The sequence below is a fragment of the Methylocystis sp. genome (genome assembly GCF_050251305.1).
Taxonomy (GTDB): Bacteria; Pseudomonadota; Alphaproteobacteria; order Rhizobiales; family Beijerinckiaceae; genus Methylocystis.
In genome coordinates this window covers 28,481-50,765 of record NZ_JBFWNB010000013.1, presented here as the reverse complement: position 1 = coordinate 50,765, position 22,285 = coordinate 28,481, and the positions used below count along the sequence as shown (strand labels likewise).

General features: G+C 65.7%; 22 protein-coding genes. 6 read left to right on the top strand and 16 right to left on the bottom strand.

Translation table 11 applies throughout. The features are described from left to right. Positions 1 to 9 precede the first annotated feature (9 nt). The gene (locus AB7F41_RS06685; protein WP_428384164.1) at positions 10 to 5,481 is read right to left on the bottom strand and encodes a GH36-type glycosyl hydrolase domain-containing protein; all 5,472 of its coding nucleotides are present in this window, start codon (positions 5,479 to 5,481) and stop codon (positions 10 to 12) included. Positions 5,482 to 5,700: 219 nt separating this feature from the next. On the opposite strand from AB7F41_RS06685, the gene AB7F41_RS06680 reads away from it, so the two are divergent. Then, on the top strand, positions 5,701 to 6,435 hold the full coding sequence (locus AB7F41_RS06680) for a hypothetical protein (RefSeq protein WP_428384163.1): 735 nt from the start codon (positions 5,701 to 5,703) through the stop codon (positions 6,433 to 6,435). Positions 6,436 to 6,438: 3 nt separating this feature from the next. Here the strand turns inward: AB7F41_RS06680 and AB7F41_RS06675 are convergent, their stop codons facing one another. Further along, entirely contained in the window at positions 6,439 to 7,320 is an 882-nt protein-coding gene (locus AB7F41_RS06675) for a metallophosphoesterase family protein (RefSeq protein WP_428384161.1), read from the bottom strand. 134 nt (positions 7,321 to 7,454) lie between these two features. Here AB7F41_RS06675 and AB7F41_RS06670 point away from each other — a divergent pair, with 134 nt between their 5' ends. Next, positions 7,455 to 7,940 carry an NUDIX domain-containing protein gene (locus tag AB7F41_RS06670; RefSeq protein WP_428384181.1) on the top strand — a complete coding sequence of 162 codons (486 nt, stop codon included), beginning with the start codon at positions 7,455 to 7,457 and terminating at the stop codon, positions 7,938 to 7,940. Here the strand turns inward: AB7F41_RS06670 and AB7F41_RS06665 are convergent. Then, positions 7,926 to 8,534 (bottom strand): N-acetyltransferase family protein, encoded by a 609-nt coding sequence (locus AB7F41_RS06665; RefSeq protein WP_428384159.1) that lies wholly within the window; start codon positions 8,532 to 8,534, stop codon positions 7,926 to 7,928. The two genes, AB7F41_RS06670 and AB7F41_RS06665, sit on opposite strands and share 15 nt — an antisense overlap. Positions 8,535 to 8,613: 79 nt before the next feature. Between AB7F41_RS06665 and AB7F41_RS06660 the strand changes: the two genes are divergently transcribed. Both AB7F41_RS06660 and zapE read left to right on the top strand, forming a co-directional pair. Continuing rightward, positions 8,614 to 9,111: a GNAT family N-acetyltransferase gene (locus AB7F41_RS06660; RefSeq protein ID WP_428384158.1), complete on the top strand. Its 498-nt coding sequence runs from the start codon at positions 8,614 to 8,616 to the stop codon at positions 9,109 to 9,111. Continuing rightward, positions 9,108 to 10,259: a cell division protein ZapE gene (zapE, locus tag AB7F41_RS06655; protein WP_428384156.1), complete on the top strand. Its 1,152-nt coding sequence runs from the start codon at positions 9,108 to 9,110 to the stop codon at positions 10,257 to 10,259. The genes AB7F41_RS06660 and zapE overlap by 4 nt, the downstream gene beginning before the upstream one ends. On the opposite strand, the gene AB7F41_RS06650 is transcribed toward zapE, so the two are convergent. Next, the gene (locus AB7F41_RS06650) at positions 10,234 to 10,527 is read right to left on the bottom strand and encodes a hypothetical protein (protein ID WP_428384154.1); all 294 of its coding nucleotides are present in this window, start codon (positions 10,525 to 10,527) and stop codon (positions 10,234 to 10,236) included. The genes zapE and AB7F41_RS06650 overlap by 26 nt on opposite strands. Before the next feature lie 160 nt (positions 10,528 to 10,687). Further along, positions 10,688 to 11,413 carry a M23 family metallopeptidase gene (locus tag AB7F41_RS06645; RefSeq protein WP_428384152.1) on the bottom strand — a complete coding sequence of 242 codons (726 nt, stop codon included), beginning with the start codon at positions 11,411 to 11,413 and terminating at the stop codon, positions 10,688 to 10,690. 289 nt (positions 11,414 to 11,702) lie between these two features. Here AB7F41_RS06645 and AB7F41_RS06640 point away from each other — a divergent pair, with 289 nt between their 5' ends. Next, complete coding sequence (locus AB7F41_RS06640) at positions 11,703 to 11,984, top strand: hypothetical protein (protein WP_428384151.1); 282 nt, start codon at positions 11,703 to 11,705, stop codon at positions 11,982 to 11,984. Positions 11,985 to 12,131: 147 nt separating this feature from the next. On the opposite strand, the gene AB7F41_RS06635 is transcribed toward AB7F41_RS06640, so the two are convergent. Then, positions 12,132 to 12,818, bottom strand: a complete 687-nt coding sequence (locus AB7F41_RS06635) for a protein-L-isoaspartate O-methyltransferase family protein (RefSeq protein ID WP_428384149.1) — start codon at positions 12,816 to 12,818, stop codon at positions 12,132 to 12,134. Next, positions 12,815 to 13,588, bottom strand: coding sequence for a 5'/3'-nucleotidase SurE (gene surE / locus AB7F41_RS06630; RefSeq protein ID WP_428384147.1), 774 nt, complete (start codon positions 13,586 to 13,588; stop codon positions 12,815 to 12,817). The genes AB7F41_RS06635 and surE overlap by 4 nt, the downstream gene beginning before the upstream one ends. A 121-nt stretch (positions 13,589 to 13,709) precedes the next feature. On the opposite strand from surE, the gene AB7F41_RS06625 reads away from it, so the two are divergent. Beyond that, entirely contained in the window at positions 13,710 to 14,177 is a 468-nt protein-coding gene (locus AB7F41_RS06625; protein WP_428384146.1) for an SH3 domain-containing protein, read from the top strand. On the opposite strand, the gene serS is transcribed toward AB7F41_RS06625, so the two are convergent. The 9 genes from serS to AB7F41_RS06580 all read right to left on the bottom strand — a co-directional run bounded on the left by serS (position 14,144) and on the right by AB7F41_RS06580 (position 22,224). Continuing rightward, a complete protein-coding gene (gene serS / locus AB7F41_RS06620) occupies positions 14,144 to 15,481 on the bottom strand; it encodes a serine--tRNA ligase (RefSeq protein ID WP_428384179.1) in 1,338 nt (445 codons plus the stop codon). The genes AB7F41_RS06625 and serS overlap by 34 nt on opposite strands. Before the next feature lie 215 nt (positions 15,482 to 15,696). Next, positions 15,697 to 16,488 (bottom strand): twin-arginine translocase subunit TatC, encoded by a 792-nt coding sequence (tatC, locus tag AB7F41_RS06615; protein ID WP_428384144.1) that lies wholly within the window; start codon positions 16,486 to 16,488, stop codon positions 15,697 to 15,699. Next, complete coding sequence (locus tag AB7F41_RS06610; RefSeq protein WP_428384142.1) at positions 16,485 to 16,919, bottom strand: Sec-independent protein translocase subunit TatA/TatB; 435 nt, start codon at positions 16,917 to 16,919, stop codon at positions 16,485 to 16,487. The genes tatC and AB7F41_RS06610 overlap by 4 nt, the downstream gene beginning before the upstream one ends. A 125-nt stretch (positions 16,920 to 17,044) precedes the next feature. Further along, a complete protein-coding gene (locus AB7F41_RS06605) occupies positions 17,045 to 17,281 on the bottom strand; it encodes a twin-arginine translocase TatA/TatE family subunit (protein WP_428384140.1) in 237 nt (78 codons plus the stop codon). Between the two features lie 165 nt (positions 17,282 to 17,446). Next, positions 17,447 to 18,202, bottom strand: coding sequence for an SMC-Scp complex subunit ScpB (scpB, locus tag AB7F41_RS06600; protein ID WP_428384138.1), 756 nt, complete (start codon positions 18,200 to 18,202; stop codon positions 17,447 to 17,449). Between the two features lie 24 nt (positions 18,203 to 18,226). Next, on the bottom strand, positions 18,227 to 19,033 hold the full coding sequence (locus AB7F41_RS06595; protein ID WP_428384136.1) for a segregation and condensation protein A: 807 nt from the start codon (positions 19,031 to 19,033) through the stop codon (positions 18,227 to 18,229). A 129-nt stretch (positions 19,034 to 19,162) separates the two neighbouring features. Then, complete coding sequence (locus tag AB7F41_RS06590) at positions 19,163 to 19,573, bottom strand: PIN domain-containing protein (protein ID WP_428384134.1); 411 nt, start codon at positions 19,571 to 19,573, stop codon at positions 19,163 to 19,165. 289 nt (positions 19,574 to 19,862) lie between these two features. Next, a complete protein-coding gene (gene nagZ / locus AB7F41_RS06585; RefSeq protein ID WP_428384132.1) occupies positions 19,863 to 20,867 on the bottom strand; it encodes a beta-N-acetylhexosaminidase in 1,005 nt (334 codons plus the stop codon). Positions 20,868 to 20,877: 10 nt separating this feature from the next. Continuing rightward, on the bottom strand, positions 20,878 to 22,224 hold the full coding sequence (locus AB7F41_RS06580; RefSeq protein ID WP_428384130.1) for an SPOR domain-containing protein: 1,347 nt from the start codon (positions 22,222 to 22,224) through the stop codon (positions 20,878 to 20,880). Between the last annotated feature and the right edge of the window lie 61 nt (positions 22,225 to 22,285).

Below are 22,285 nucleotides of genomic sequence, written 5' to 3'. Positions count from 1 at the left end.
CAGATCGCGCTACCACATGCGGCGACGTTTCTCCGCTTCGAACGTCTTGCCGAGATAGGTGACGCGTTCAAGTCGCAACTCGCCCTTGGGGCTGAACGCGTCCGGGCGCGGCTTCAACTCGCCGTTCTCGAATTCGAGGCCTAGCAGCGCATAGGCGGCCGACAGCATGCGGGCCGCCGCGCCCGTGTACCAGCTCCACCCGCCGCGCCCCTCATAGCCTTCGCCATTGTAGATATCAGCGGGCTGCTGGTGCGGCGGCAGGCCGTAAATGTCGGCCGCCGCAGGCGTGATGAGCTTGGAGATCGGCGAGATCGCGATCCACGTCTCGAACGCCTTGCGAAACAGCTCGTCGGCGGCGCGCGCGTCGCCGCGCTGTTGCGCCTGCGCGGCGAGTTTCGACAGAGCGTCGACAAACCAGGAGACGCCATGTGAATACTGGCCGCCGTTTTCGCGCACGCCGGGCGGATATTCCGCGCTGCGGCCGGGATAGGGCCGCGAATGTTCGTTGAAGGGCGGATCGACGAGCAGCACGCGATTGCCGAGGCCGAGAACATCGAGCGCTTTCTCGATCGCCTCGAGTCCCCGCGCGGCGTCCACGGCGTTCGTCAGAGTTGGCCAGGAGGAGGTCATCGCGCTCATCGGCGCGACTTCCCCGCCGTCGTCGGCATAGGCGCGAATGTAGCGGTCGCCGCGCCAGCAGTTTTCGAGCGCGGCGCGAAGCTTCTCGGCGCGTTCTCGATAGCGTTCGGCGCGTCCGGCGTCGCCTTTCGCCTCGAAGAGCGGCGCAACGTCGAGAAGAATGCCGTGCAGGAAGAAGCCCAGCCACACGCTTTCCCCGCGACCTTCGTCGCCGATGAGATTCATCCCGTCGTCCCAGTCGCCCGAACCCATCAGCGGCAGGCCATGCGCGCCGAAACGATCGAGCGTCCATTCGATGGCGCGCGCGCAATGGCCGAGCAGCGTATCCTTGTCGCGCGACGTCAACGGCACCGTGGCTTGGCCTTCCTGATCCTGTGGAACAGGCGCGGCTTCAAGGAAGGTCTCGACTTCATCCAGGATGCCGTAGTCGCCGGTCCCGCGGACATAGCGGATCGTCACATAGGGCAACCACAAGTGCGGATCCGAGGAATGCGTGCGATCCGCAAGTCCCGTCCCGCCATTGGGCGCGCGATGCCACCACTTGCACGCGTCGCCCTCGATATATTGATGCGCGGCGTGGAGCAGGATCTGCGCGCGCGCGCGTTCGGGCGCGAGATGGATGAGCGGTATGACGTCCTGCAGCTGATCGCGATACCCCGTCGCGCCGGAACGCTGCGACGGACCCGTGCGTCCCCATAGCCGCGCGGCAAGCAATTGATAGGGCAGCCAGTCATTGACGAGCCGATCGAAATCCGGCCGGTTGGTCTTGATGCGCAGCACCGACAGCTGATCGTCCCATGCGCGCGTATTCGCAGCGAACTCGGCGTAGGCGTGCTGGAGATCGCGCGCATAATTGGCGAGCCGTTTGGCTTCTTCGATCGTCGTCGTCTGTCCCAGCGCCACTACGACGACCGCCGTCTCTCCCGCCGGCACGTCGATCGCGCCGCTGAACGCCGCGACCTTTCGCTCATGCGCCGGCGCGCCGGCGTCCGGATGCCCGTGCTCGACCATGTAAGGCAAGTAGGGATCGCGGCTCTCATGGCCGAGGAAACGACGACGCGAGGTCTCGGCGAATTCCGCCGGCAGCGAGGTCGTGACAAAAGCCCATCCCTGCACGAAATTATTGCGCGGGTTGCGGAAGTAGATCGAATGCTCGTCCTCGTCGATGACCGATTCCAGCACGCCGAGGCTTTCGTTCGGCGTTTCCGCCAAGACGATTTCCATCGCCGGCGTAATCTGCAGCAGACGCTCGTGATCCGACTTGTTGCGAATTTTTAGAATCTTGAACTCAATCGGCTGCGTCGGACTGACGAATATGGTCGTCTCGAGTTCGAGGTGGTCGCGCTCGGCGCGATAGACGGCGGCGCCCAGAGAAAACGTCACCTCATATTCAGCGTCGCGACGCCGCAGCGGGACGAAGGTCGGACTATGCGCGTCGGTTCGCGCCAGATCGTAGACGTAAATTCTCTGGCCAGCCGGCGCCATGCGGCCTTCGCCCATGCGAAACGGCGTGAAGCTGTTCAGTCGCGAATTGCCGTGGAAGGAAAAAATATCGCCGTCATTTGTGAGCACGGCGCCCTGCCCGAACGCATTGGCGATCACATGGGCGAAGGGACGCGGCGTACCCGGCGCGAGGGTGACGCTGCGCCCGTCCTGAGCAAAGGCGTAACGCGGCTTTCTTGGCGGCGGCGGCAGGACAAGCTCGCGACGACGCGACAACGCCTTGTTCAGCGTCTCGGGCGACGCAGGCGCAACGCCGAGATGGCGCGCAATCGAATCGGTCGCCCGGCCCATGTCGCGGGCCCAGCCGTCGACGATGATCAGTTCCGTCGCGCCTGCGGCGGCAAGCTCGACTTCGACGCGCAGACTTGCGCAGGGCTCGAAGCCATAGAGCAGGCCTTCGTCTTTCGGATCGCGCGGCGCCGCCAGGCCAAGAAGGCTGTCAGGCGCATATGTCGACCCCATCCCGTAAAAACGCGATTTGACGTCCTCATAACCGACGACGGCGATCTTGGCGTCGCCGCTGGCGCCGATGGCGTGAAAGCCGATCTCCGGCGACAGCCGCCGCTCGGACTGGCGGCGGGCGCCGCCCTTGAGCAAACGGTTTTGCGCGAAGATCGCGTTCAGCGATCGGACGTACCAGGTTCCGATGTGAATTGCGTTGTAAGCGGCGTCGCGAAGCTCGACGCCGGTCTCATTGAGCACCCATTCCCGAAGCGACGCCAACATCAGCTTGCGATGGCGCTGCTCGAGATTGACGATCTTCAGCCGGGTAATCTCGACCGCTTCATCCGCGGCGAGCGAGACCCGCGCTTCGACCGCAAATCCGTTGCGCTCGGCCATGAAGAACAGGCAGTTTTCTCCCGCGTCGGTCAGTGACGCCTGAGCGGCTCTGCAGCGGGTCGGTGCCTCGCCGATCGACCAGAGCTCGCCGCCGTCTTCGCGAAGGAAAAGGAACCGTCCGCGCGGATGGGCGTGATCGTCCGGGCGCCGCGTCAGATCGATCGGCGGGCCGCCGCGGGCGACGCCTTCGATGCGAATCGCGCCCTGCCCGTCCTGGAACCACTCGCTCGTCATCAGCCCGTTGGTCAATTTCAGCGGCCGCGAGCCGGGCACGCCGCCAGCGCCGGTGATGCCCTCGATCGTCACTTTCTGGGCGCGCGCGAGCCGTCCGAGAAGAAAGATCACAAGGCCGAAGGCCACGAGCCCGGCATAGATCAGATAGCCGCTGACCAGATATGCGTAGGATGGGGGCCGCGTATGCGACATCTGCTCGGCGGCGCTCCACGCCTGATCCCATTCCGCGCCGCGCGGGATGTAGAACGGCAGCAGCAGCGGCGCCCAGGTGCCGAAGCGGCGGATGCCTTCGGGTATCGCGCGGCTCGTTTGCGCCTTTCCGAGGAAACGCGCGGCCTTTTCGTCCGCGACGTCGCCGCCGACGAAAGACAGATTGACGAGCGTCGCCACCCGCAGGCCCATATGATCGAACCAGATCAGCACCCGCAGGGCGTCATAGGCGAGAAGCGCCGTGAAGATGTCGAGACTCCAGGCGCGGAAATCGGAATCAGGCAGGATGTAGCTCATCCAGCTCGCGACGCCGGTGCGGATGAGTCCGTCCTGATTGTACCAGGCGGGGTCGGGCGCCGCCTTCAGGAAGGAATAGATCACCGGCGCCATCCAGAGGCCCCAGCGCAGCACGCGCACGGCGTTCTCGACGAGCATGTCGAGTCCCTGCCAGCTCGCCAGCTGGCGCAGCGGCTGCAGGCTACGTTCGACAAGCGCGGTCAGGAAGAACAGATTGATCGAAAAAAGCGGCGCCGCGAAAACCCACTGGATGACGCCCGAGAGCGACTCGTCGAACAGCAGCCTCACGCCGCCGTCGACCGGTCCGAGATCCGTCGCGCCCCACTTCGAGAACAGCGGGCGGATCACATAGTCGGAGACGGCGCGTCCGTCCGCGGCATAGTTGAGCGACGTATAGGCGAAGAATTTCGATGTGATGTTCTCGACCTGACCCGCGTCGAGATACCAGGCGACGGCGCCGCCGACCACGCCGCCGAGCGTTGCGCCAAGCAGATAGACCCGCCAGCTGCGAAACCGCTGACGGCGTTGCTTCGAGAGCGCGTAGCCGTCTAAGCCGGCGTCGACCCCGGCGTAGGCGAGACCGCCAGCGAGCGCGCCGAAGAGAAACCTCTCGCCGCCGCTCATCAGGGGAAGACCGATCATCAGGGCGAGTCCGACGGCCGCGCCAGCGACTGCGCCGCGAAAATAGTTGGACGGATGCAGGTAGAGCTCTTCGACTCGCCCAAAAAACGGCGGAGTCGAATCAGTGCTCTCGACGATTCCGCGGACGAGCGGGAACAGCGCCGCGCCGATCAGCGCGCCGCTGATCGGGCCAGAAGCCGAAATCACGGCTACGGCCGGCGCGAAAGAGACGACCATTCCGACCAGGAGCAGCAGCGCCATGAAAACGAAGCCGTAGACGGCGCCCTTCTCGGCGCCTGTCCGCCAATCGTGAAACACCACGACCTGCAGCGAGGGACTCGCGCGCAGAAGACCGGCCATCGCCTGGGTCACGAGATAGGTTTGGCCCCACAACCCCGCCTGTGCGAGGGCGGCCGCCACGGCGGCGACTGCCGCCGTCGCCGGATAAGGCAGGTAAGGCGCGACGAAAAATGAGACCGAGGTCGCGATATAGGGGGTCAGCGAGGCGATGAAGGCCGACGCAAGCAGAATGCTGTGCGGCCGCCACTGCCGTGGAAGAAAGCGGCCGAGCGCGAGCGGAACGCCGACGACGATGGATTCATTGAGCAGAAACAGGACCAGCGTGCGTCCGGCGATCTTCCTGAAGACCTCTGGAACGTCCAGTCCCAGAAACAGCGCGCCGCCGATCTGCGTGACGGGCGGCGAACCGAGCGCGATGAGCAGGCTGAACTGCAGCGGCAGCACGAAAAGCGCCGCGCGCACCGCCATGCGCGATCGCGCCCTGAGCGTGACGACCCCGGCCAGGTAGAGAATGGTGGCTGTCGCCGCGCCGACTGGCGAGAACCTGAACAGTTCGGCGAGCGTCTCCGGCGATTTCCACAAGACGCCCGAGCGGTCGCAGAGCAGGGTGAAGGTCGCCACCGCGAAAAAATCCACGGCGAAGTCGGCGGCCTGGCGGGCGCTTTCCGAGGAGCGACGCAGCACGAAAATCGTCACTCCGGCAAAAAACCCGGCGACGATCGCGTGTTCTCCGCCGCCGGCGGCCTCCAGCGCCGAAAAGACCGCGAACCCCATGCCGATCATGATGCGTTCGAACAAAGCGCTGTTGACGTCCGATTCGCCACGATTGACGGCCATGGATTCCCTCCCGCCCTGGTGATTCCGGCGTGTTCTTATCGTTAATCGCGGGAATCAACGGCTATCGTATGGAATCCCTTGCCGGAGCCGGGGAAAAAAGTCGACTCCCGCGTCAGTTCGTCGCCGCTTGCGCTTCGCAGGGCCGCCGAGAGCCGCTATAGTCCCAACGCTTTATCGCCCCGACCGCGTATGTAACGAGGGCTTCAGCGAGTGGACGAAATGGAAGAGCCCCTGCCCGCGCCGCCAGCGGACACTCGCGACGCCGATACGAAAAACCCATCGCTCACGCCTGCGGAGCGTCTCGCCGTTCTCGTCGAGCGGGAGCGCGTCGCGCGCAAGGGATCGAAGGGTTCGCTCGACGAGCGCATGGCCAGTCTCGCCGGCGCGCTGCGCCGCGCCCGCCTCGAAAACGCCGAGCGCTCCGCCGCGGTCGCCGATTTACGCGGGGCGGAAATCGCCCGCCTTGAGATGCTGAGCGACGCGCTGGCGCCGGTGTTGGCGCAGGTGCCGCGCGAATGCGACATTTTCGACGTCGGGGTTGCGCCGACGGAACAGCCGCGGCTGTTCATCGATCAGATCGGCTTCGTCGAGATGGATCGCGACCGGCGCACCTATCGCTTCCTCCAGGATACCCGCCATGGCCGGGTGACGCTTTGCGAGAGCGACAGCATTGACGAGGCCGTCGAAGCGATCACCGGCTATATCGCGCATCGTCTGATCGAGCGCGAAAAAGCGCTGGCGATCGATTTTGCGAGCGGCGGAGCTGCTCAGACGCTTGGCGTGAAGGTCGCCGCGGCGCGCGAGAGAGCGAAGGCGCGCGACAATGATCCGTCTCCCGCCGCACGACTCCGTCGCGTCGCCGCCTTTATCGCCGAATTCTTCGGCGCCGCCGCCTTTTTCGCGCTTCTGGCCGTGCTGGCGACATGGATCTATCGCGCTTATTTCCTGAATTGAGCCTTACAGCGCGACCGACTCGAGGTCGACGACGTCGCCGGCGTCGTCGAGCCCGCGCCTGCGCAGCGAAATTCTGAGGCCGTCGCCGTTCCGCTCGATCTCGTACAGATTGTAGGCGGCGCCAGGATAATGGCCGCCGGGCCGCGCCGACGCGGAGGCCACGCCAACCACAGGGATCGCAACGCCGGGCCCGGGCAGCCGAAAAAGGCTCGGCCTATGATTATGGCCATGGAGAATCAGCTCAGCGCCATGGCCGGCGATGACGCTCTCGAATTCCGCGGCGTCTTCGAGTCCTCGCAATTTCCGCGCGCCGCCGACATGCGGCGGGTGATGAAGGCAGACGACGCGCGCAAGCCCTTCCGCCTTCGCGCGATCCAGCATTTCCGCCAGCGCCGCGCGCTGCGCCGCGCCGAGCCGGCCGGACGCGACGAAGGGCGCCGTCGGCACGCCGGTGTCGAGTCCGATCAGGGCGACGCCGTCGCGCCGGCGCAGATAGGGAAAGCCCGTCGCTTCGGCCTCGCCCGTCGTCCAGGGCGCGAAGACCTCGTGAACAAGATCCGTCACGCTCGCCACATAGGCGTCGTGATTGCCGGGCGTGAAGCTCACGTCGCCCGGCGCGCCGAGCGAGGCGAGCCAGTCCTTGGCGAGCGCGATTTCGGCGGGAAGTCCGATATTGACGATGTCGCCGGTCATGACGACATGATGCGGCGCCTGCGCTCTGATATCCGCGACGATCTTGCCGAGCACGCGCATGTCGTGCTGATCGCGGCGTTTATAAAGCCAGTTCACATAGCCAGTGACGCGTTTGCCAAGGAGTTCGGCGAGATTTGGCCGAGGAATTGGACCGATGTGCGCGTCGGACAGATGGGCAAGCCGAAAGTTCAATAAACCTCTCTGATCCCGTTCATTTCGCGGGGCCGAGCGCACGGCCCTTGCTCATTGGAACGGGTGGGCGACACTAGAGCTTTCGGGCGTCATTTGCCATAGTTTTGGGGCGATTGGAGGCGGTTTTGACGAAGGTGGGAGAAGCGCGCGCGACGTCATCGAGACGCGCCCGCGTCGCGTCGCGGCTGATCGCATTCGGCGCGCGCTTTCAGCGTCCCATGACGCTGGGCGTGCGCGGGCTGGTCATTGACCCAAACAACCGCGTGCTGCTCGTCCGGCATACCTATGTGGACGGCCTGTATCTGCCGGGCGGCGGCGTCGAAAGCGGCGAAACGCTCGAAGAAGCGCTCAGGCGCGAACTGAGCGAAGAGGCGAACGTCCTCCTCGACGCGCCGCCCGAGCTGTTCGGGGTCTATCTCAATCGGCGCTTTTCGATGCGGGACCATGTCGCGCTTTTTATCGTGCGCGAATTCCGCGTGATGCATCCGCGCGCCCCCGACCGCGAGATCGCCGAGGCGGCGTTCTTTGACCTCGACGCGCTTCCCGCCGATACGACGGCCGGCACGCGCGCGCGCATTTCCGAGGCTTTGCAGCAGACGCCCGCCTCACCCTATTGGTGAGTTCGCAGCGGCGCCGGCGTCCTGCGCGCCCGCCAAGGCGCGCAGATCGCGCCATCCATAGGCGATGTCGGGAAGCGTAACGCCGTCGACCTCCCACACGCCCTCGACGCCGACCGGCGCAGCGCCCAGCGCCTCGTAAAAGCCGCGCGCGCCCGGCGAATCGCGCAAAACCCACACGGCGGCGCTCGCGCAGCCCGCGTCCAGCAGATGCGTCGCGAGCCGCGCCATCAAGCGCCGGCCCAATCCGCGCCGCTGCGCCCGCCGCAGAAGATAAATCGACGCGATGTCGGCTTCGAACCCAAGCGGCGCGAGCTTCGGATTGGTCTGGCGGCTGCAGCGCGCGAAGCCCACGGGAACGCCCTCCTCGAGGGCGACGAAGACCGCCTGAGCGTCGTCGCCGGAGACGATCCTCTCCCGCCAGCGCCGCTCCCAATCCGCCAGATCGACGCCCGCCAGCGCCTCGGCGCGCATGACGCCGGCGTAGGTCTCCCGCCACGCTTCAGCATGAGCCTCGGCGAGGGACCGGGCATCCTCGATGCGCGCCCGACGCAAGCAATAGTCCATCGGCTCCTCTTCGGCCGCACGGTCGCACAATGGCCTCCCGCGCCGCAACAGAAGGTTTTGCCGCGCAGACGGCGCGTGATATGGCCTCGCCCTGGGTCAAACCTGCATCATGATCGATCTCGCCGTAAAATTTGCGCCGCTCACGGCCGCCGACGACGCGCATATCGAAAAGCTCGACGAACGCGCGTTCGGTCCGGGCAGATATGCGCGCACCGCCTATCGCCTGCGCGAGGGGGTCGAGCCGGACCGGACGCTGTCCTTCGTCGCCCGGATCGGCACGCTGCTTGTCGGCGCCAATCGCATGACTCCGATCCTGGTCGGCTCTACGCCAGCGCTTCTGCTCGGGCCGCTGACTGTCGAGCCGGCGTTTCGCTTGCAGCGCGTCGGCGAGACGCTGGTCAAACATTCGCTGGACGCCGCCCGCGCAGCCGGACATGGGCTGGTGCTGCTCGTCGGCGACGAGGATTATTATTCGCGGCTCGGCTTCGCGCGGGTTCCGCGCGGCCGAATTTCGATGCCGGGCCCCGTCGACCCGGATCGCCTGCTCTACTGCGAACTCCGCGCGGGCGCGCTCGCTGAAGCGAATGGCAGGATGCGGCGCGTATGACGTCGCGCGCGCCAACCATCGTCGAAAAATATGAGGCGCTCGTCGACGCAGGCGTCCTCGAGCGCGATGTATCGCAGCGCGCGGCGATCGAGAGACTCCAGGCGCTCGCCGACGCGCTTGCCGGACGCAGGGCCAAGAAAGGCGGCTTGATGCGCGCGGTCGTTGCGGGCTTTCGCGGCAGGACTTCTCGCGCGCGCGGCCTCTATCTCTGGGGGCCGGTCGGACGCGGCAAAACCTTCCTGATGAATCTGTTCTTCAGCGCGCTGGCCATCGACCGCAAAAGACGCGCGCATTTCCACGCCTTCATGGCCGACGTGCATGATCGACTCCATCGGCTGCGTCAGAATCCAGGCGCGTGCGCGGCCGATCCGGTGACCTGCGTGGCGCAGGAGATCGCGCGCGAAACACGCGTGCTCTGCTTCGACGAGTTCGCCGTCCACGACATCGCCGACGCCACCATATTGGCGCGGCTGTTTTCTTCGCTGTTGGCGTCGGGCGTCGTGATTGTCGCGACGTCAAACGTCGAGCCATCCCGACTGTATGAAGGCGGCCGCAACCGCGATCTTTTCCTGCCTTTCATCGCTTTGCTGAAGGAGCAGATGGACGTTCTTCATCTCGAAGCGCCGAGCGATTACCGGCGGCGCGGCGAAGATCTCGGCCAGGTCTATTTCACGCCCGCCGATTCACGCGCAAAAACTGCGATCGACGCGCTCTATGCGACGCTCGCCGGCGGCGCCGCGGAAACGCCGACGACGATCGAAGTCAAGCGGCGGCGCATCGAGATCGCGCGCGCGGCGGGGCGCGTCGCGCGCTTCGATTTCGCGGCGCTCTGCGGACAGGCGCTGTCGGCCGCGGATTATATTGCGCTCGCCGAGCGCTTCGACTCGATCATCGTTGAAAACGTTCCGACGCTGGCGCCCGAACAGCGCAACGAAACGCGTCGTTTCATAACGCTCGTCGATGTGCTCTATGACGCACGCGTGCTGCTGCTCGTTTCCGCCGCCGCCGAGCCGTTCGAACTTTATCACGCGAGCGCCGGGTCCGAGGCGCGCGAGTTCGAACGCGCCGCGTCCCGCCTGATCGAAATGCGTGGGAAGGATTACATTGAAGCCTGCGCGTCGCTTACGGCTTCGACATGCATTCCTTGATATCGCTTTCCTTCTTCATCAACTCGAATCGATCGGCGCAATAGCGTGCGAGATCAGCGCGTTTTGAAGGATCGGTCGCCGCCGAGCGAATGCCCACCGCACCGTCGAGCAGTTCCTTTTGCGCAGCATGCACCTGGCGCGGCGACAGCTGTCCCGAGCAGGCTTCGTAGCGCTTGAGCAGCGCATCGCATTGCGGGACGCCAGTTGGATCGACGGCGAAAGCGGGCGTGGCGGCGAACAGAAGAGCGAAAGCGAGACGATAGGTCACGTGAGCGGGTTCCTCCGGTTGCGACCCGCGGCGTATAGCATTTTCAGTGACGGCGAGGCGTCAAAAAAGACGGGAGCGGCGGGCCTTTCTTGGGACCCGCCGCCCGGAAAGCTCCGGCGTCTTGTTGTCTCGCGGACGCAGGAGGTTCTGGCGTCGACGCTTACAACCCGGCCAGATAACGCGTGGGATCGACCGGCCGCGAACCCTTGCGAAGCTCGAAGTGCAGCTGCGGCGACACAACATTGCCGGACTGGCCGGATTTGGCGATCGTCTGACCGCGCCTGACCTGATCGCCGCGCTTCACATCGATTTCGCCATTGTGGGCGTAGGCGGAAACGAAGCCGTTCGGGTGCCGAATGAGCACAAGGTTGCCGTAGCCCTTGAGTTCATTGCCGGCGTAGGCGACGACGCCGTTTTCGGCCGCCTTGACCTGTGTGCCCTCCGGGACGGCGATGTTGATTCCGTCATTGCCGCCCGTCGAGAAGCCCTGAATGATGCGGCCGCGCGCCGGCCAGCGGAATTCCGGCTTGCCATCATCGGACGCCACGGTTTTCGACTCGGGCGCGGGAGGAATGGAAGCGGTCGCGGTCGTGTCGACTTTGCGAACGCTCGGATTTTCCGCCGTTGCAGCGACGACAGCTTTGCCTCTGGAACCTGCGGCGGCCGTCTCGGTCGCGGCCGGGTCGGACGCCGAGGCGCTGCGGGAGATTCGCTCGGTCTTCACCAAGCGGGCCGGCGTCGCGGCGGCCATGCGGGATTCCGCTTTGGACAGCGTCTTCTCCGGCGCGGCTTTGGCGGCGACTTTCGACCGCTCGGTGGACTTGGATTTTGCCGCTTCGGCTTCGGCCTTGCGCGACTTCGGCTCAGCCGGTTTGGCGGCCGCCAAAGGCTTCGCGGCTGCGGACCGCGCCGTTGACGGCGCAGCGGCCGCCGTCCGGGCCGGCGCGGAAGACGCTTGTGCTGTGGCGACTGGCCCTCGGCCCGCGCGATAGACCGGGATTACCAGTCTGGAGCCCGGCTGAATTTGGGACGCGACTTTGAAGCCGTTGGTTCGAAGCAGCGCGTCGGCGGGAACGCCGTAACGCGTGGAGAGCAGCGCCGCCGTTTCGCCCTTAGCGACGACGATCGGTGTGCCGCCTTCCGCGCTCCAGTGACCGCTGCCGCCGGCGGCGCCAATGGGCGCGGAGCTCCGCGCCGTCGACGCGCTGGCGGCGGGAGCGCTGGCGCCCGGAGCCGGCAGCGGACGAGTCTCCACCGCCGACGACGGAGCGCTCTGCGAAGGCGCTGCGACGATCGCGCCGACGGGCGCCCGGTCGACCCCGCGCGAGGCGATCTTTGAGGAGCCTGAGAAGGGATCAGAGAATGGATCGCTCCCGAACCGGGAGGCATCGGAGCACCCGGCGACGAGAGCCGCGACGCCAGCCGCCGCCATGAGCCGCACAGCCGTGCGGGAATGAGCAAATGGACGCTTGATAGCCATGACGCGACCCACCCGAACGCAACATTGAACGGCCTATGGGTAACAGCGCGGCGGTTAAGGAGGCGTTTAAGATGAATGCGCGGCAAGCGCGACTATGAAAATTTTCAGCATTCGAACAGGAAGTTCAAAGCGCTTGCGCCAGTCCTGCAATGGCCGGGCCCAGGCGACACGGGCCGAGATCGGTCTCCCGCAGCTCCCCATCCTCATTGCGATCAAGCTTAATCAATCGTTCCCGCGCGCGCGCGCCGGCCATGGCGTGCTCCCTTCGGGCGAAGAGCATGACGCCGGCCGGCGTGAGCATCTGGATCAGCGCGGCCGGGGCGGCGATCACCGAGGCCTGCACAATGATCCGGTCGAAGCGACCAAGTTCGCGAGGTGGTTCGAGGCCGTCGGCGTAGATCGCCTTCGCGTTTTCTGCGCCATGGGCGGCCAGACGACGCGAGGCTTCGATCGCAAGCGTCTCGAACCGCTCGAGGCTGACGACCTCACGCGCGACCTGGGCGAGCGCCGCCGCCCCATAGCCGGAGCCCGCCCCCACCTCGAGCACCCGATGGCCGCGCCCGGTTTTCAACGCCTCGAGCCGTTTCGCGAGTTCGACGGGACGCGACATGGTCTGGCCGCAGCTGATCGGCAGGGAAAGATTGCGGTTCGCGAGATCGCGGAAGCGATAGGGCGCGAACGCCTCGCGCGGGGTCGCCTCGATGGCGCGCAACACCGACAGATCGCGCACGCCCGCCCGCCGAAGGGTGAGGAGCAGCGCCGCGCGCTCTTCGAATTCTGCGGCGCTGGGCGCGCCGCGCTCGCCCGTCATTCTCCGCCCTCGAAAGCCGCCGCGAGGCGCGTCACGGTGGGATGGTCGGTGAAGTCGAGCTGCAGCGGCGTGATCGAGATCTTCTTCTCTTCGAGCGCGAGCAGATCGGTGCCCTGCCCCGGCTTGAAGTCGCCCCGCTGGAACGTGATCCAGTGATAGGGGTTGCCGCGTCCGTCCTTGCGGTCCTCGATCCGCATGATGTCGCTGCTGCGCCGACCCTGCATGGTGATGGCGACGCCGGCGACCTCCTGCGGCGGACAGTTCGGGAAGTTCACGTTCATCAGCACATTCTTGGGAACCCCGACCGCGAGCAGGCGGCGCACCATTTCGGCGCCGTGCGTCGCGGCGCATTCCCATTGGATGGTCCGCCGGCTGGCGAAGAAATCATAGACCTGCGAGAGCGCGATCGACGGAACGCCGAGAATCGTTCCCTCCATCGCCCCTGCGATGGTGCCGGAATAGGACACGTCTTCGGCGATATTCTGGCCGCAGTTGACACCGGAGATGATGAGATCGGGCGGATGGTCGAGCATCAGCTTGCGCACGCCCATGATCACGCAGTCGGTCGGCGTGCCCTTCACCGCGAAATGCCGCGGCGAGATCTCCCGCAGCCGCAGCGGATCATTGAGCGAGAGCGAATGCGAAACGCCCGATTGCTCGAATTCCGGGGCGATGACGACAATATCGTCGGTGAATTCGCGCGCGATCGCTTCGGCGATTCCGAGGCCGGGCGCGTGAACGCCATCGTCGTTGGTGATGAGAATGCGCATGATTGCAGCGGTTTCGACTCGCTCGCGCGACCTGACGAAGCTTGAGTTTGTTTGGACGATTCGGGTCCAAACGTCCACAATGACCCTATATGGTCCGGCCGCATTCTCTGGAGGAATTTTGATGCGCTTACGACTTGCGCTCCTATTGGCGGCGGGGTTCGGCGCCCTGCCCGGCTCCGCCGCCGCGTTCGAGGCCTTTGTGGCGGCGCCGATGCCGCTGCGCGTCAGCCCGAGTTCGAGCGCCAGACCGGTCACGACCATGGCCGCGAATATTCCCTTCAACGTCCTGGGCTGCGGCCGCTGGTGTCAGGTGCAATATGGCGGGACGATGGGCTATGTCCCGGCGCCTCTGGTCATCCCCGGGGCGCCGCCGCCAGCGCCGGGCGTCGTGGCCGCCCCCCTGGTGCTGCCGTTCGCCGCGCCCGATCTGCTCAGCGACGGATATGCGCCGCGCGTCGATTATGGCTACGGCCTGACGCCGTATTTCGGGACCCCGCCCGGGCCCTATTGCGGAGAGCCTGCGAGACGCAGGCGCTGCGTCTCGCGAAAAGCCGCTCACCGCGAGATGCGCGAGAGGCCGCCCATGTAGGGATGCAGCGCGCGCGGAATTTCGACGGAGCCGTCGGCCTGCTGATAATTCTCCAGAACGGCGACCATGGCGCGGCCGACGGCGACGCCGGAGCCGTTGAGGGTATGGACGAAGCGTGGCGGCGCCTTTTCTCCGGTGGGGCGATAGCGGGCGTTCATGCGCCGCGCCTGGAAGTCGCCGCAGACCGAGCATGACGAAATCTCGCGATATTTCCCCTGCCCCGGCAGCCAGACTTCGAGGTCGTAGGTTTTCTGGCTCGCGAAACCCATGTCGCCCGTGCAAAGCACGACCTTGCGATAGGGAAGCTCCAGCAGTTGCAACACCTTCTCGGCGCATTGAGTCATGCGCTCATGCTCGGCGAGCGATTGCTCCGGCGTGGTGATTGAAACCAGTTCGACCTTGTAGAACTGATGCTGGCGGATCATGCCGCGCGTATCCTTGCCGGCGGCGCCCGCTTCAGCGCGGAAGCAATAGGTGCCGGCCGTCAGCCGCATCGGCAATTGCGCTTCGTCGAGAATGGAGTCGCGCGCGAGATTGGTCAGCGGCACTTCCGCGGTCGGAATGAGCCAGTAATCGGCCGTCGGCACGATTTCTTCCGTCAGCGAATCAGGCGGCGCGTCGATCTTTCGGCCCGACGTCACAGAAAACTGATCCTCGCGAAACTTCGGCAATTGCGCCGTTCCGAACATCGCGTCGTCGCGCACGAGCAGCGGCGGGCTGACTTCGGTGTAGCCATGCTCGATCGTATGCACGTCGAGCATGAATTGCGCGAGCGCGCGCTCGAGGCGCGCCAGCCCGCCCTTGTTTACGACGAAGCGCGCGCCGGAAATTTTCGCCGCGGCTTCGAAATCCATCAGCCCGAGTCCTTCGCCGATTTCGAAATGCTCCTTCGGCGTGAAGTCGAAATCGCGCGGCGCGCCCCAGCGCGTGATTTCGACATTGTCGTTCTCGTCGGCGCCGTCGGGGACTTCGTCGAGAGGCATATTCGGAATGCTCGCGAGCGCCGCGTCGAGTTCGGCGATCGCGTAGCGCTCGGCCTCTTCGAGCGCCGGCCAGTTTTCCTTGATCTGCGCGACTTCGGCTTTGAGCGCTTCAGCCCTGGCGGAATCGCCCGCCTTCATCGCGGCGCCAATCTCTTTCGAGGCGGCGTTGCGCCGCTCCTGCGCGCGCTGCAATTCGCCGATCGCCGCGCGCCGCGAATCGTCGAAGGCGAGTAGCTGCGTCGACATCGGCGCCAAGCCGCGCCGCGCGCGGCCACGATCGAAAATTTCAGCGTTCTCGCGAATCCATTTGATGTCGTACATATCGGCCTGCGCGCTGGGAAAATGGGCGAACCATTGCAAACGCGTCATGCCCGGCCTGTGCCGGGCATCCACGAATGCGACTGCGGCAGGAAGATAAGCACGCGCAGCGTCTCGGCGTGGATGGCCGGGACAAGCCCGGCCATGACGGCGGGGGCTTTGTCGAGGGCGCCTTTCTCCCGCGCGCGTAACGCAGCGTCAAGCGGGCGAGATGTCGCCTACGGTCCGCCCGCCGCCGCCTCGGCCGCGGCGCGCTTCTTTTCGACCGCGCGCACGGCGTAAATCGACGCTTCGTAGAGCAGCACTCCAGGCAGCGCCAATGCGAGCTGGGAGAACACGTCCGGCGGCGTCAGGACCGCGGCGACGATGAACATCAGCACGATCGCGTAGCGCCGCTTCTCCTTCAAAAACTCCGAGGTGACGATGCCGACCTGACCGAGCAGCGTCAGGACCACGGGCAGCTGAAACACGATGCCGAAGGCGAGCACCAGCGTCATGATCAGCGAAAGATATTCGGAGACGCGCGGCAGCAGTTCGATCTGCGCTTTGCCCGGCTCGTTCGCCTGCTGCATCCCCATGAAGAAGCGCAGCAGATTGGGCATCACCAGGAAGTAGACGACAAGCGCGCCGATCGCGAAAAAGATCGGCGTCGCGAAGAGGTAGGGCCGAAACGCCGCGCGCTCATGCCGGTACAGCCCTGGCGCGACGAACGCGTAGATCTGCGCAAACACGATTGGACAAGACAGAAAGGCCGCCGAAAACAAAGCGACCTTGATCTGCGTGAAGAAATATTCCTGCGGCGCCGTATAGATCAGCCGCGCCTCCGGGCCGGCGACCTGCGTGTAGGGAATGACCAGCAGATTGTATATATCCTTGGCGAAAAAGAAGGAGAGCACGAACATCGCAAGAAAGGCGAGCAGCGCCTTGATCAGGCGCTCGCGCAATTCCATGAGATGTTCGATCAGCGGCGCCTTGCTGGCCTCGATGTCCGCTTCGTCGGCGTCGCTCATGTGGCCGCCTTTTTCGGCGGACCCGCCTCGGGCGAGCCCTCATCCCGAGCGGCCGAAGTCCCGGTCTCGAACGCCTCATCCTGATCCAGAGGCGCCGCCGCAGGATCAACCGGCTGCGCATGCGACGGCGGCGCGCCCTCAATGGCGCCGGCGATCTGCTTGCGCGCCTCGGTCAGCGGATCGAAAGCGCCGTCGAGCTTGACGCTCTCCTTGACGGCGTCCTTCATCTCTTTGACTTCCTTGCGCAAGTCGTCGAGTTCGGCCTCGCGCATCGCCTCCATGAACTGTCCCTGAAACTCCGAGGCCATGCGCCGCATCTTTCCGGTGAACTGCCCGAGCGTGCGCAAGACGCGCGGCAAGTCCTTCGAGGGAATTGCGATAAGCGCGACGATGGCGATGACGATGAGCTTGCCGGGTTCGAGATCGAACATCTTGTGCCTATTGTCGCTTCGACCCGAGTCACCGCGCCAAGCAAAAGCGGAGCAGGACACGCCCGCTCCGCATCAGACAGCGCCTTAGGGGGTTCTGCTTCAGCGGAACGGGAGACCGCCCGCGATCAAACCTTCTTGCCGTCGGCGTTGTCGTTCTCCAGAGCGCGGCGTTCGCTGGTCTGGCCTTCCAACGACGTCTTCGCATCATTGGCGGCGGCGTCGTCTTCCGCCATGCCCTTCTTGAAGGCCTTGATGCCCTTGGCGACGTCGCCCATCACGTCGGAGATCTTGAACTTGCCGCCGAAGAGAATGAAGACGACCGCGCCGACAATGATCCAGTGCCAGATCGACAGACCGCCCATGGCGCGCATCCTTCCTAACGAGAAAACCGGGATAACCGGCGTTTGCCCGGAAACTATGCGCCCGTCGCCTTAAAAACAAGGACGCGTCGCGCAGATGCGCGCGCAGCGGACAGGTTCGGAGACGCAGAAATCCGTGCCGCCTGATGACGCAGCGCGGCGCCGCCGTCAAGGCTCGTCGTCGCCCAGCGGCTCAGGCTCCTCCGACGCCTCGGGCTCATCCGGAAACTCCATTTCGAGGAGCTCCGGCGCTTCGTCCTCCAACGGATCTTCGTCGTCGCGCAACGCCGCGTCGTCGGAGGGTTGCGGCACGCCGAAGCCCTTGGGCAGCCGGCCGTCGAACAGCCCCGCGCCTTTCAACTCGTCGAGCCCCGGCAGATCGCCGATCTGCTCCAAGCCGAAATGCATCAGAAAAGCGTCGGTGGTGCCATAGGTGATCGGCCGGCCCGGCGCCTTGCGGCGGCCACGCAACCTGATCCAGCCGGTGTCGAGCAGCACGTCGAGCGTGCCCTTCGAAATGGCGACGCCGCGAATTTCTTCGATTTCGGCGCGTGTCGTCGGCTGGTGATAGGCGATGATGGCGAGCGTCTCGAGCGCGGCGCGGGAGAGCTTCTTTTCCTCCACCTGCTCGCGCGCGAGAATCCAGTTGAGGTCGGCCGCAGTGCGGAAAAACCATTTCTTGCCGACCCGCGTGAGGTTGACGCCGCGCCCCGCGTAATAGGCGCGCAGGCGCTCAAGGACGCGGTCGAGGTCGACGCCCTCTTCGAGACGGCGCGTCATTTCAGCTTCATCGAGCGGTTCCGCGGCGGCGAAAAGCAGCGCTTCGACGATGCGTTCCGCTTCGCGCAGCCGGGATTCTTGACGCGCGAGTTCGTCGTCGCTGTTCACGTCAAACAGTTCGATCTTCTCCGCAGCCTCCGCCACCGCGCGTCCTCCTGACTTCCGGGCCTAAGACGCGCCCGCAGGCTCTTCAGCCTGCTCCGCCGCGCGCCGCCGCACCCAAAGCGGCGCGAAATGCCGATCCTGACGTATGTCGAAACGCCCCTCCCGCACCATTTCGAGCGAAGCGGTGAAGGCCGAGGCGCGCACGGTGCGCGCCGTCTGCATGTCGACACAGTAATGCAGCAGGAAATCGTCGAGCACCGTCCATTCGGTCGCGACGCCGACCAGCCGTTCGAGCGCCTCGCGCGCCTCGGCCAGCGACCAGACAGCGCGCTGCCGCAGCACGACGCGCGACGTCGCGGTCTTCTGGCGCTGCCGGGCGTAGGCCGCGAGAAGATCGTAGAGGCTCGCCTGAAATTCGGGACGCGAGATCGTCTCGACGCCCTCCGGACCGCCGCGCAGAAACATGTCGCGGCCCAGCCGGGCGCGTTCGGTGAGCCTGTCGGCCGCACGCCGCATCAGCTCCAGCCGGCGCAGGCGCTCGGCGAGCGCGGCGGCGAGATCAGAGGCCGAAGGCTCTTCGCCTTTCGGTTGCTCCGGCAGCAGCAGCCGCGACTTCAGGAACGCCAGCCACGCCGCCATGACCAGATAGTCGGCGGCAAGCTCCAGCCGCACGCGCCGGGCCGCCTCGATGAAGGCGAGATATTGTTCGGCGAGTGCGAGGATCGAAATGCGGGCAAGGTCGACCTTCTGGCGGCGCGCGAGTTCGAGCAGCAGATCGAGCGGACCTTCGAACCCGTCGACGTCGACGAGAAAGGCTTCTTCGCCATCGCCGCGAGTCTCGTCGAGCTCGAAGGTCAGTTCCTGGGCCATAAAGGGTTTTGCGCCTGTTTACGTTCGCGAATCGGCGTGGCCGAGCGTTTCGGGCCGAGATTGGCCCCAAGGGCCCGCCATCGCAAGCGCTGCCGGCGCTTTGGCGCGACCGTCCACAGGAGACCGCCGCTATCGGAAGGGATCGATAATCTCAAGACGATCGATGATTTGACCGTGGGAAAGGTCCTCGGAATAGAGGCGCGAGCACCCTTGCGCCTGCGCCGCGGCAATAATGGCGCAGTCCCAATAGGCAAAGCCGTACCGCGATTTTATGTCGAGCGCCGCGTTGACGATCGCCGGCGTAATGTCCTGAATCTGAAATCTCTGCCACGCGCGCACGAGACCGGCCGCCACGTCATGCGCGAGGGCGTCGGCCCGCGATGGCCGCGTCGCCTGCACGTAAAATTCCTGCAAAACCTGCGTCGACAAGCTCCAATCGTCCTGGTCCAAGAGCGCGATCGCGCGATCGCGCTTGTCCGCCTCGGACGGATCGCAGCTGATCGAGTAAAGCAGGATGTTGGTGTCAAGAAACCCGATCACGCTCTTCTCGGGGCGACTTGCCTCTGGTGAACGCGCTCGCGCGAGAGCCGATCGGAGGCGCGAAATTCACGGATTTGCGCGCGGAGTTCCTGTTCCTGGCGCTTCAGCCGGTCAAACTCCGTGCCTTCTGAGGCGAACTCAATCAGGAAACGGCGCACGACTGCCGAAACGGACGTATCTTCCTGCGCCGCTCTGATGCGCGCGCGCCGATAAAGTTCATCGTCAAGTGAAACTGTGATATTTTTCATAGTTTCACTATTTAACTAGCGACGCAGCAGCCTGCAAGAGCTCACGCCGCCGCGCCCATCACCGCATCGAACTCGCGCATCGCCACGGCTGCGTCAAAAGGTTCAATCTGCTGAATGCATTCGAGCGCCTTTTCGGCGCGCGCTAGGGCCACCCCAGCAAGCGGCGGCGCGCCCTCGGCGACCGGCCGCGCTTCCCCAAGATCCCCGTTGCAGTGCAGGACCATGTCGCATCCGGAGCCGATCGCCCGCTCGGCCCGCTCGCGGAAGCTTCCGGACAGCGCCTTCATCGACAGATCGTCGGTCATCAGGAGGCCGTCGAAGCCGATATGGCCGCGGATGATGTCGCGGACGACCGTTTTCGACAGCGTGGCGGGCGCTGAAGGATCGATCGCCGTGTAAACGACATGCGCGCTCATCGCCATCGGCAGATCGGCGTTGGCGATGAACGGCGCAAAGTCGATGCGCTCCAGCTCCTCGCGCGGCGCCTCCACCACGGGCAGCTCCAAATGGCTGTCCGCCCGGGCGCGCCCATGCCCGGGGATGTGCTTGATCACCGGCGCGACGCCGCCCGCCATCAAGCCTTCGGCGGCGGCGCGGCCCATCGCGGCGACGCGCGCCGGGCCACGGCTATAGGCCCGATCCCCGATGATGCCGTGAGAGCCTTCCGCCGGCGTATCGAGCACCGGCAGGCAGTCGACGTCGATTCCGACCTGCCGCAGATCATGCGCGATGAGCCGCGCGCCGAGCCAAGCGAGCCGTTCCGCCTGGGCGGCGGCGGCCGCCGCCGTTTCGAAGCGCGCGGCGGCCGGATAGGCGCGCCAATGCGGCGGACCGAGACGCTGGACGCGTCCGCCCTCCTGATCGACCAGGATCGGCGCCTGGCGGCCGAGAGCGTCACGAATCTCGCCGGTCAGAAGGGCGACCTGTTCGGGCGTCTCGATATTGCGGCGAAAGAGGATCACGCCCCAGGGCGCCGCTTCGCGCAGGAAGGCGCGCTCCTCCGCGTCAAGCGAGACGCCTCTTAACCCGCAGATGAAAGCGCGCATGGAGGTTGCGTCATTTGCTGGCGACGAAGCAGGCGCCGCCCATGGTTTTCACCTTGCCGCACATCGCGTTGGCGGACTCTTTGCTCACCCCGGCGACGCGGACGCGATAGACGGTCTTGCCGTTCACCGTCGCCATTTTGAAGGTCGGCTTCAGCCCGCCGAGCGGCCCGCGGTATTTGCCGACGATCGTCTTCAGCAACGCGCGCGCGTCGGCCTCGCTGTTGGCCGCGCCGAACTGCACGGCGTAGCCGCCCTTGCTCGGGGCCGCCTGATCAGACTCTGCATCGGCCTGGTCCGCCTCGGACGATTCGTCGATCGCGGCGACCTTCGGCGCAGCCGGCTTCGGCTGCGTAATGCGCGGCGGAGTCGCGGTGACGCTCGCCTGGCTGGACGGGGTCGCCGTGGCGGCGCCCATAGCGCTGGCCGCGGCGGCGGGCGCCGCTTCAGATGCGGCAGGCCGGCCCGCCATGGCGACGGCCGACGGCAACGCGCCCTCGTCCACCCGGCTGCCGTCCGGCCGCACCGTCACGGTCTTGACCCGCTTCGGCGCGCCGATGGCGGGCGCGGGAGGCTCGTGCGGAAGAGCGACGGGGCCGTCGCCAAGCCGCGCCACATTCGGCGCCACGGACGGGTCGACGGCCTGCTCCTGACTGGCGATCACCTGCTGAACGGGCTCCTGCTCCTTGCGGTCGAGAACGGCGGCGGCGCTAGCGTCCGGCGCTATCGTTTCGGCCTCGGCGCTGGGCTTGACCTTCACGGGCCCCTCAGGCGCCATGATCGTCGCGATTTCACGGGAGGCGTTGGAGCCGCTCCGATGCCAGAAGGCGAAACCGATGCTGAGCACGGCGACGAGCGAGATCGCGACGACCGCGTGCCATGGACGAAACCAGGATCGCCACCCGCTCTCGTAGCCGCTCTCATAGGCTTCCTCGCCCTGGCCGTAGTCGAGATATTGCGAGTCCTCGCCCCAATTGGCCTCCGTTCCATAATAGGCGGAATCATACCCCGCCCCCTGCTGTGGGTCATATCCCGGCGGCAGATCGCGATAGTCCGGCTCGACCGGATAGGCGGGCTCCAGGGGCTGTTCGAGCGCGGGCTGGGGATAATAGGGAGACTCGGCCGCAACGGGCGGCGCCGCGTCGTAGGAGCCGCGCAGTTCGGCCTCCATGCGCGGATCGCGCTGCGCTTCAGCGAGAATTCGATTGTACGGATCCGCCGCCGCGGGATCTTCACGTTGAACCAGCCGCGCAAGTTCGCTCAGCGGATCGTCGGCTTGCGCGGTTCGTTGCGGGCCTCGCAGCCGCCGCTCGAACTCGCCGAGGTCGATCGCCGGGCCTCTAACGGATGTCTCGCGCATGATGCACCTCGCTCACTGGATTCCTGGGGGCGCGAAGCAAATGGTAAGCGCGTCCTACGCC

Coding starts and splice junctions, on each gene's coding strand:
- AB7F41_RS06685 (WP_428384164.1), bottom strand. CDS start 5,481: ATGGCCGTCAATCGTGGCGAATCGGACGTCAACAGCGCTTTGTTCGAA.
- AB7F41_RS06680 (WP_428384163.1), top strand. CDS start 5,701: ATGGAAGAGCCCCTGCCCGCGCCGCCAGCGGACACTCGCGACGCCGAT.
- AB7F41_RS06660 (WP_428384158.1), top strand. CDS start 8,614: ATGATCGATCTCGCCGTAAAATTTGCGCCGCTCACGGCCGCCGACGAC.
- zapE (WP_428384156.1), top strand. CDS start 9,108: ATGACGTCGCGCGCGCCAACCATCGTCGAAAAATATGAGGCGCTCGTC.
- AB7F41_RS06640 (WP_428384151.1), top strand. CDS start 11,703: ATGGGCGCGGAGCTCCGCGCCGTCGACGCGCTGGCGGCGGGAGCGCTG.
- AB7F41_RS06635 (WP_428384149.1), bottom strand. CDS start 12,818: ATGACGGGCGAGCGCGGCGCGCCCAGCGCCGCAGAATTCGAAGAGCGC.
- surE (WP_428384147.1), bottom strand. CDS start 13,588: ATGCGCATTCTCATCACCAACGACGATGGCGTTCACGCGCCCGGCCTC.
- AB7F41_RS06625 (WP_428384146.1), top strand. CDS start 13,710: ATGCGCTTACGACTTGCGCTCCTATTGGCGGCGGGGTTCGGCGCCCTG.
- serS (WP_428384179.1), bottom strand. CDS start 15,481: ATGTACGACATCAAATGGATTCGCGAGAACGCTGAAATTTTCGATCGT.
- tatC (WP_428384144.1), bottom strand. CDS start 16,488: ATGAGCGACGCCGACGAAGCGGACATCGAGGCCAGCAAGGCGCCGCTG.
- AB7F41_RS06610 (WP_428384142.1), bottom strand. CDS start 16,919: ATGTTCGATCTCGAACCCGGCAAGCTCATCGTCATCGCCATCGTCGCG.
- AB7F41_RS06605 (WP_428384140.1), bottom strand. CDS start 17,281: ATGGGCGGTCTGTCGATCTGGCACTGGATCATTGTCGGCGCGGTCGTC.
- AB7F41_RS06595 (WP_428384136.1), bottom strand. CDS start 19,033: ATGGCCCAGGAACTGACCTTCGAGCTCGACGAGACTCGCGGCGATGGC.
- nagZ (WP_428384132.1), bottom strand. CDS start 20,867: ATGCGCGCTTTCATCTGCGGGTTAAGAGGCGTCTCGCTTGACGCGGAG.
- AB7F41_RS06580 (WP_428384130.1), bottom strand. CDS start 22,224: ATGCGCGAGACATCCGTTAGAGGCCCGGCGATCGACCTCGGCGAGTTC.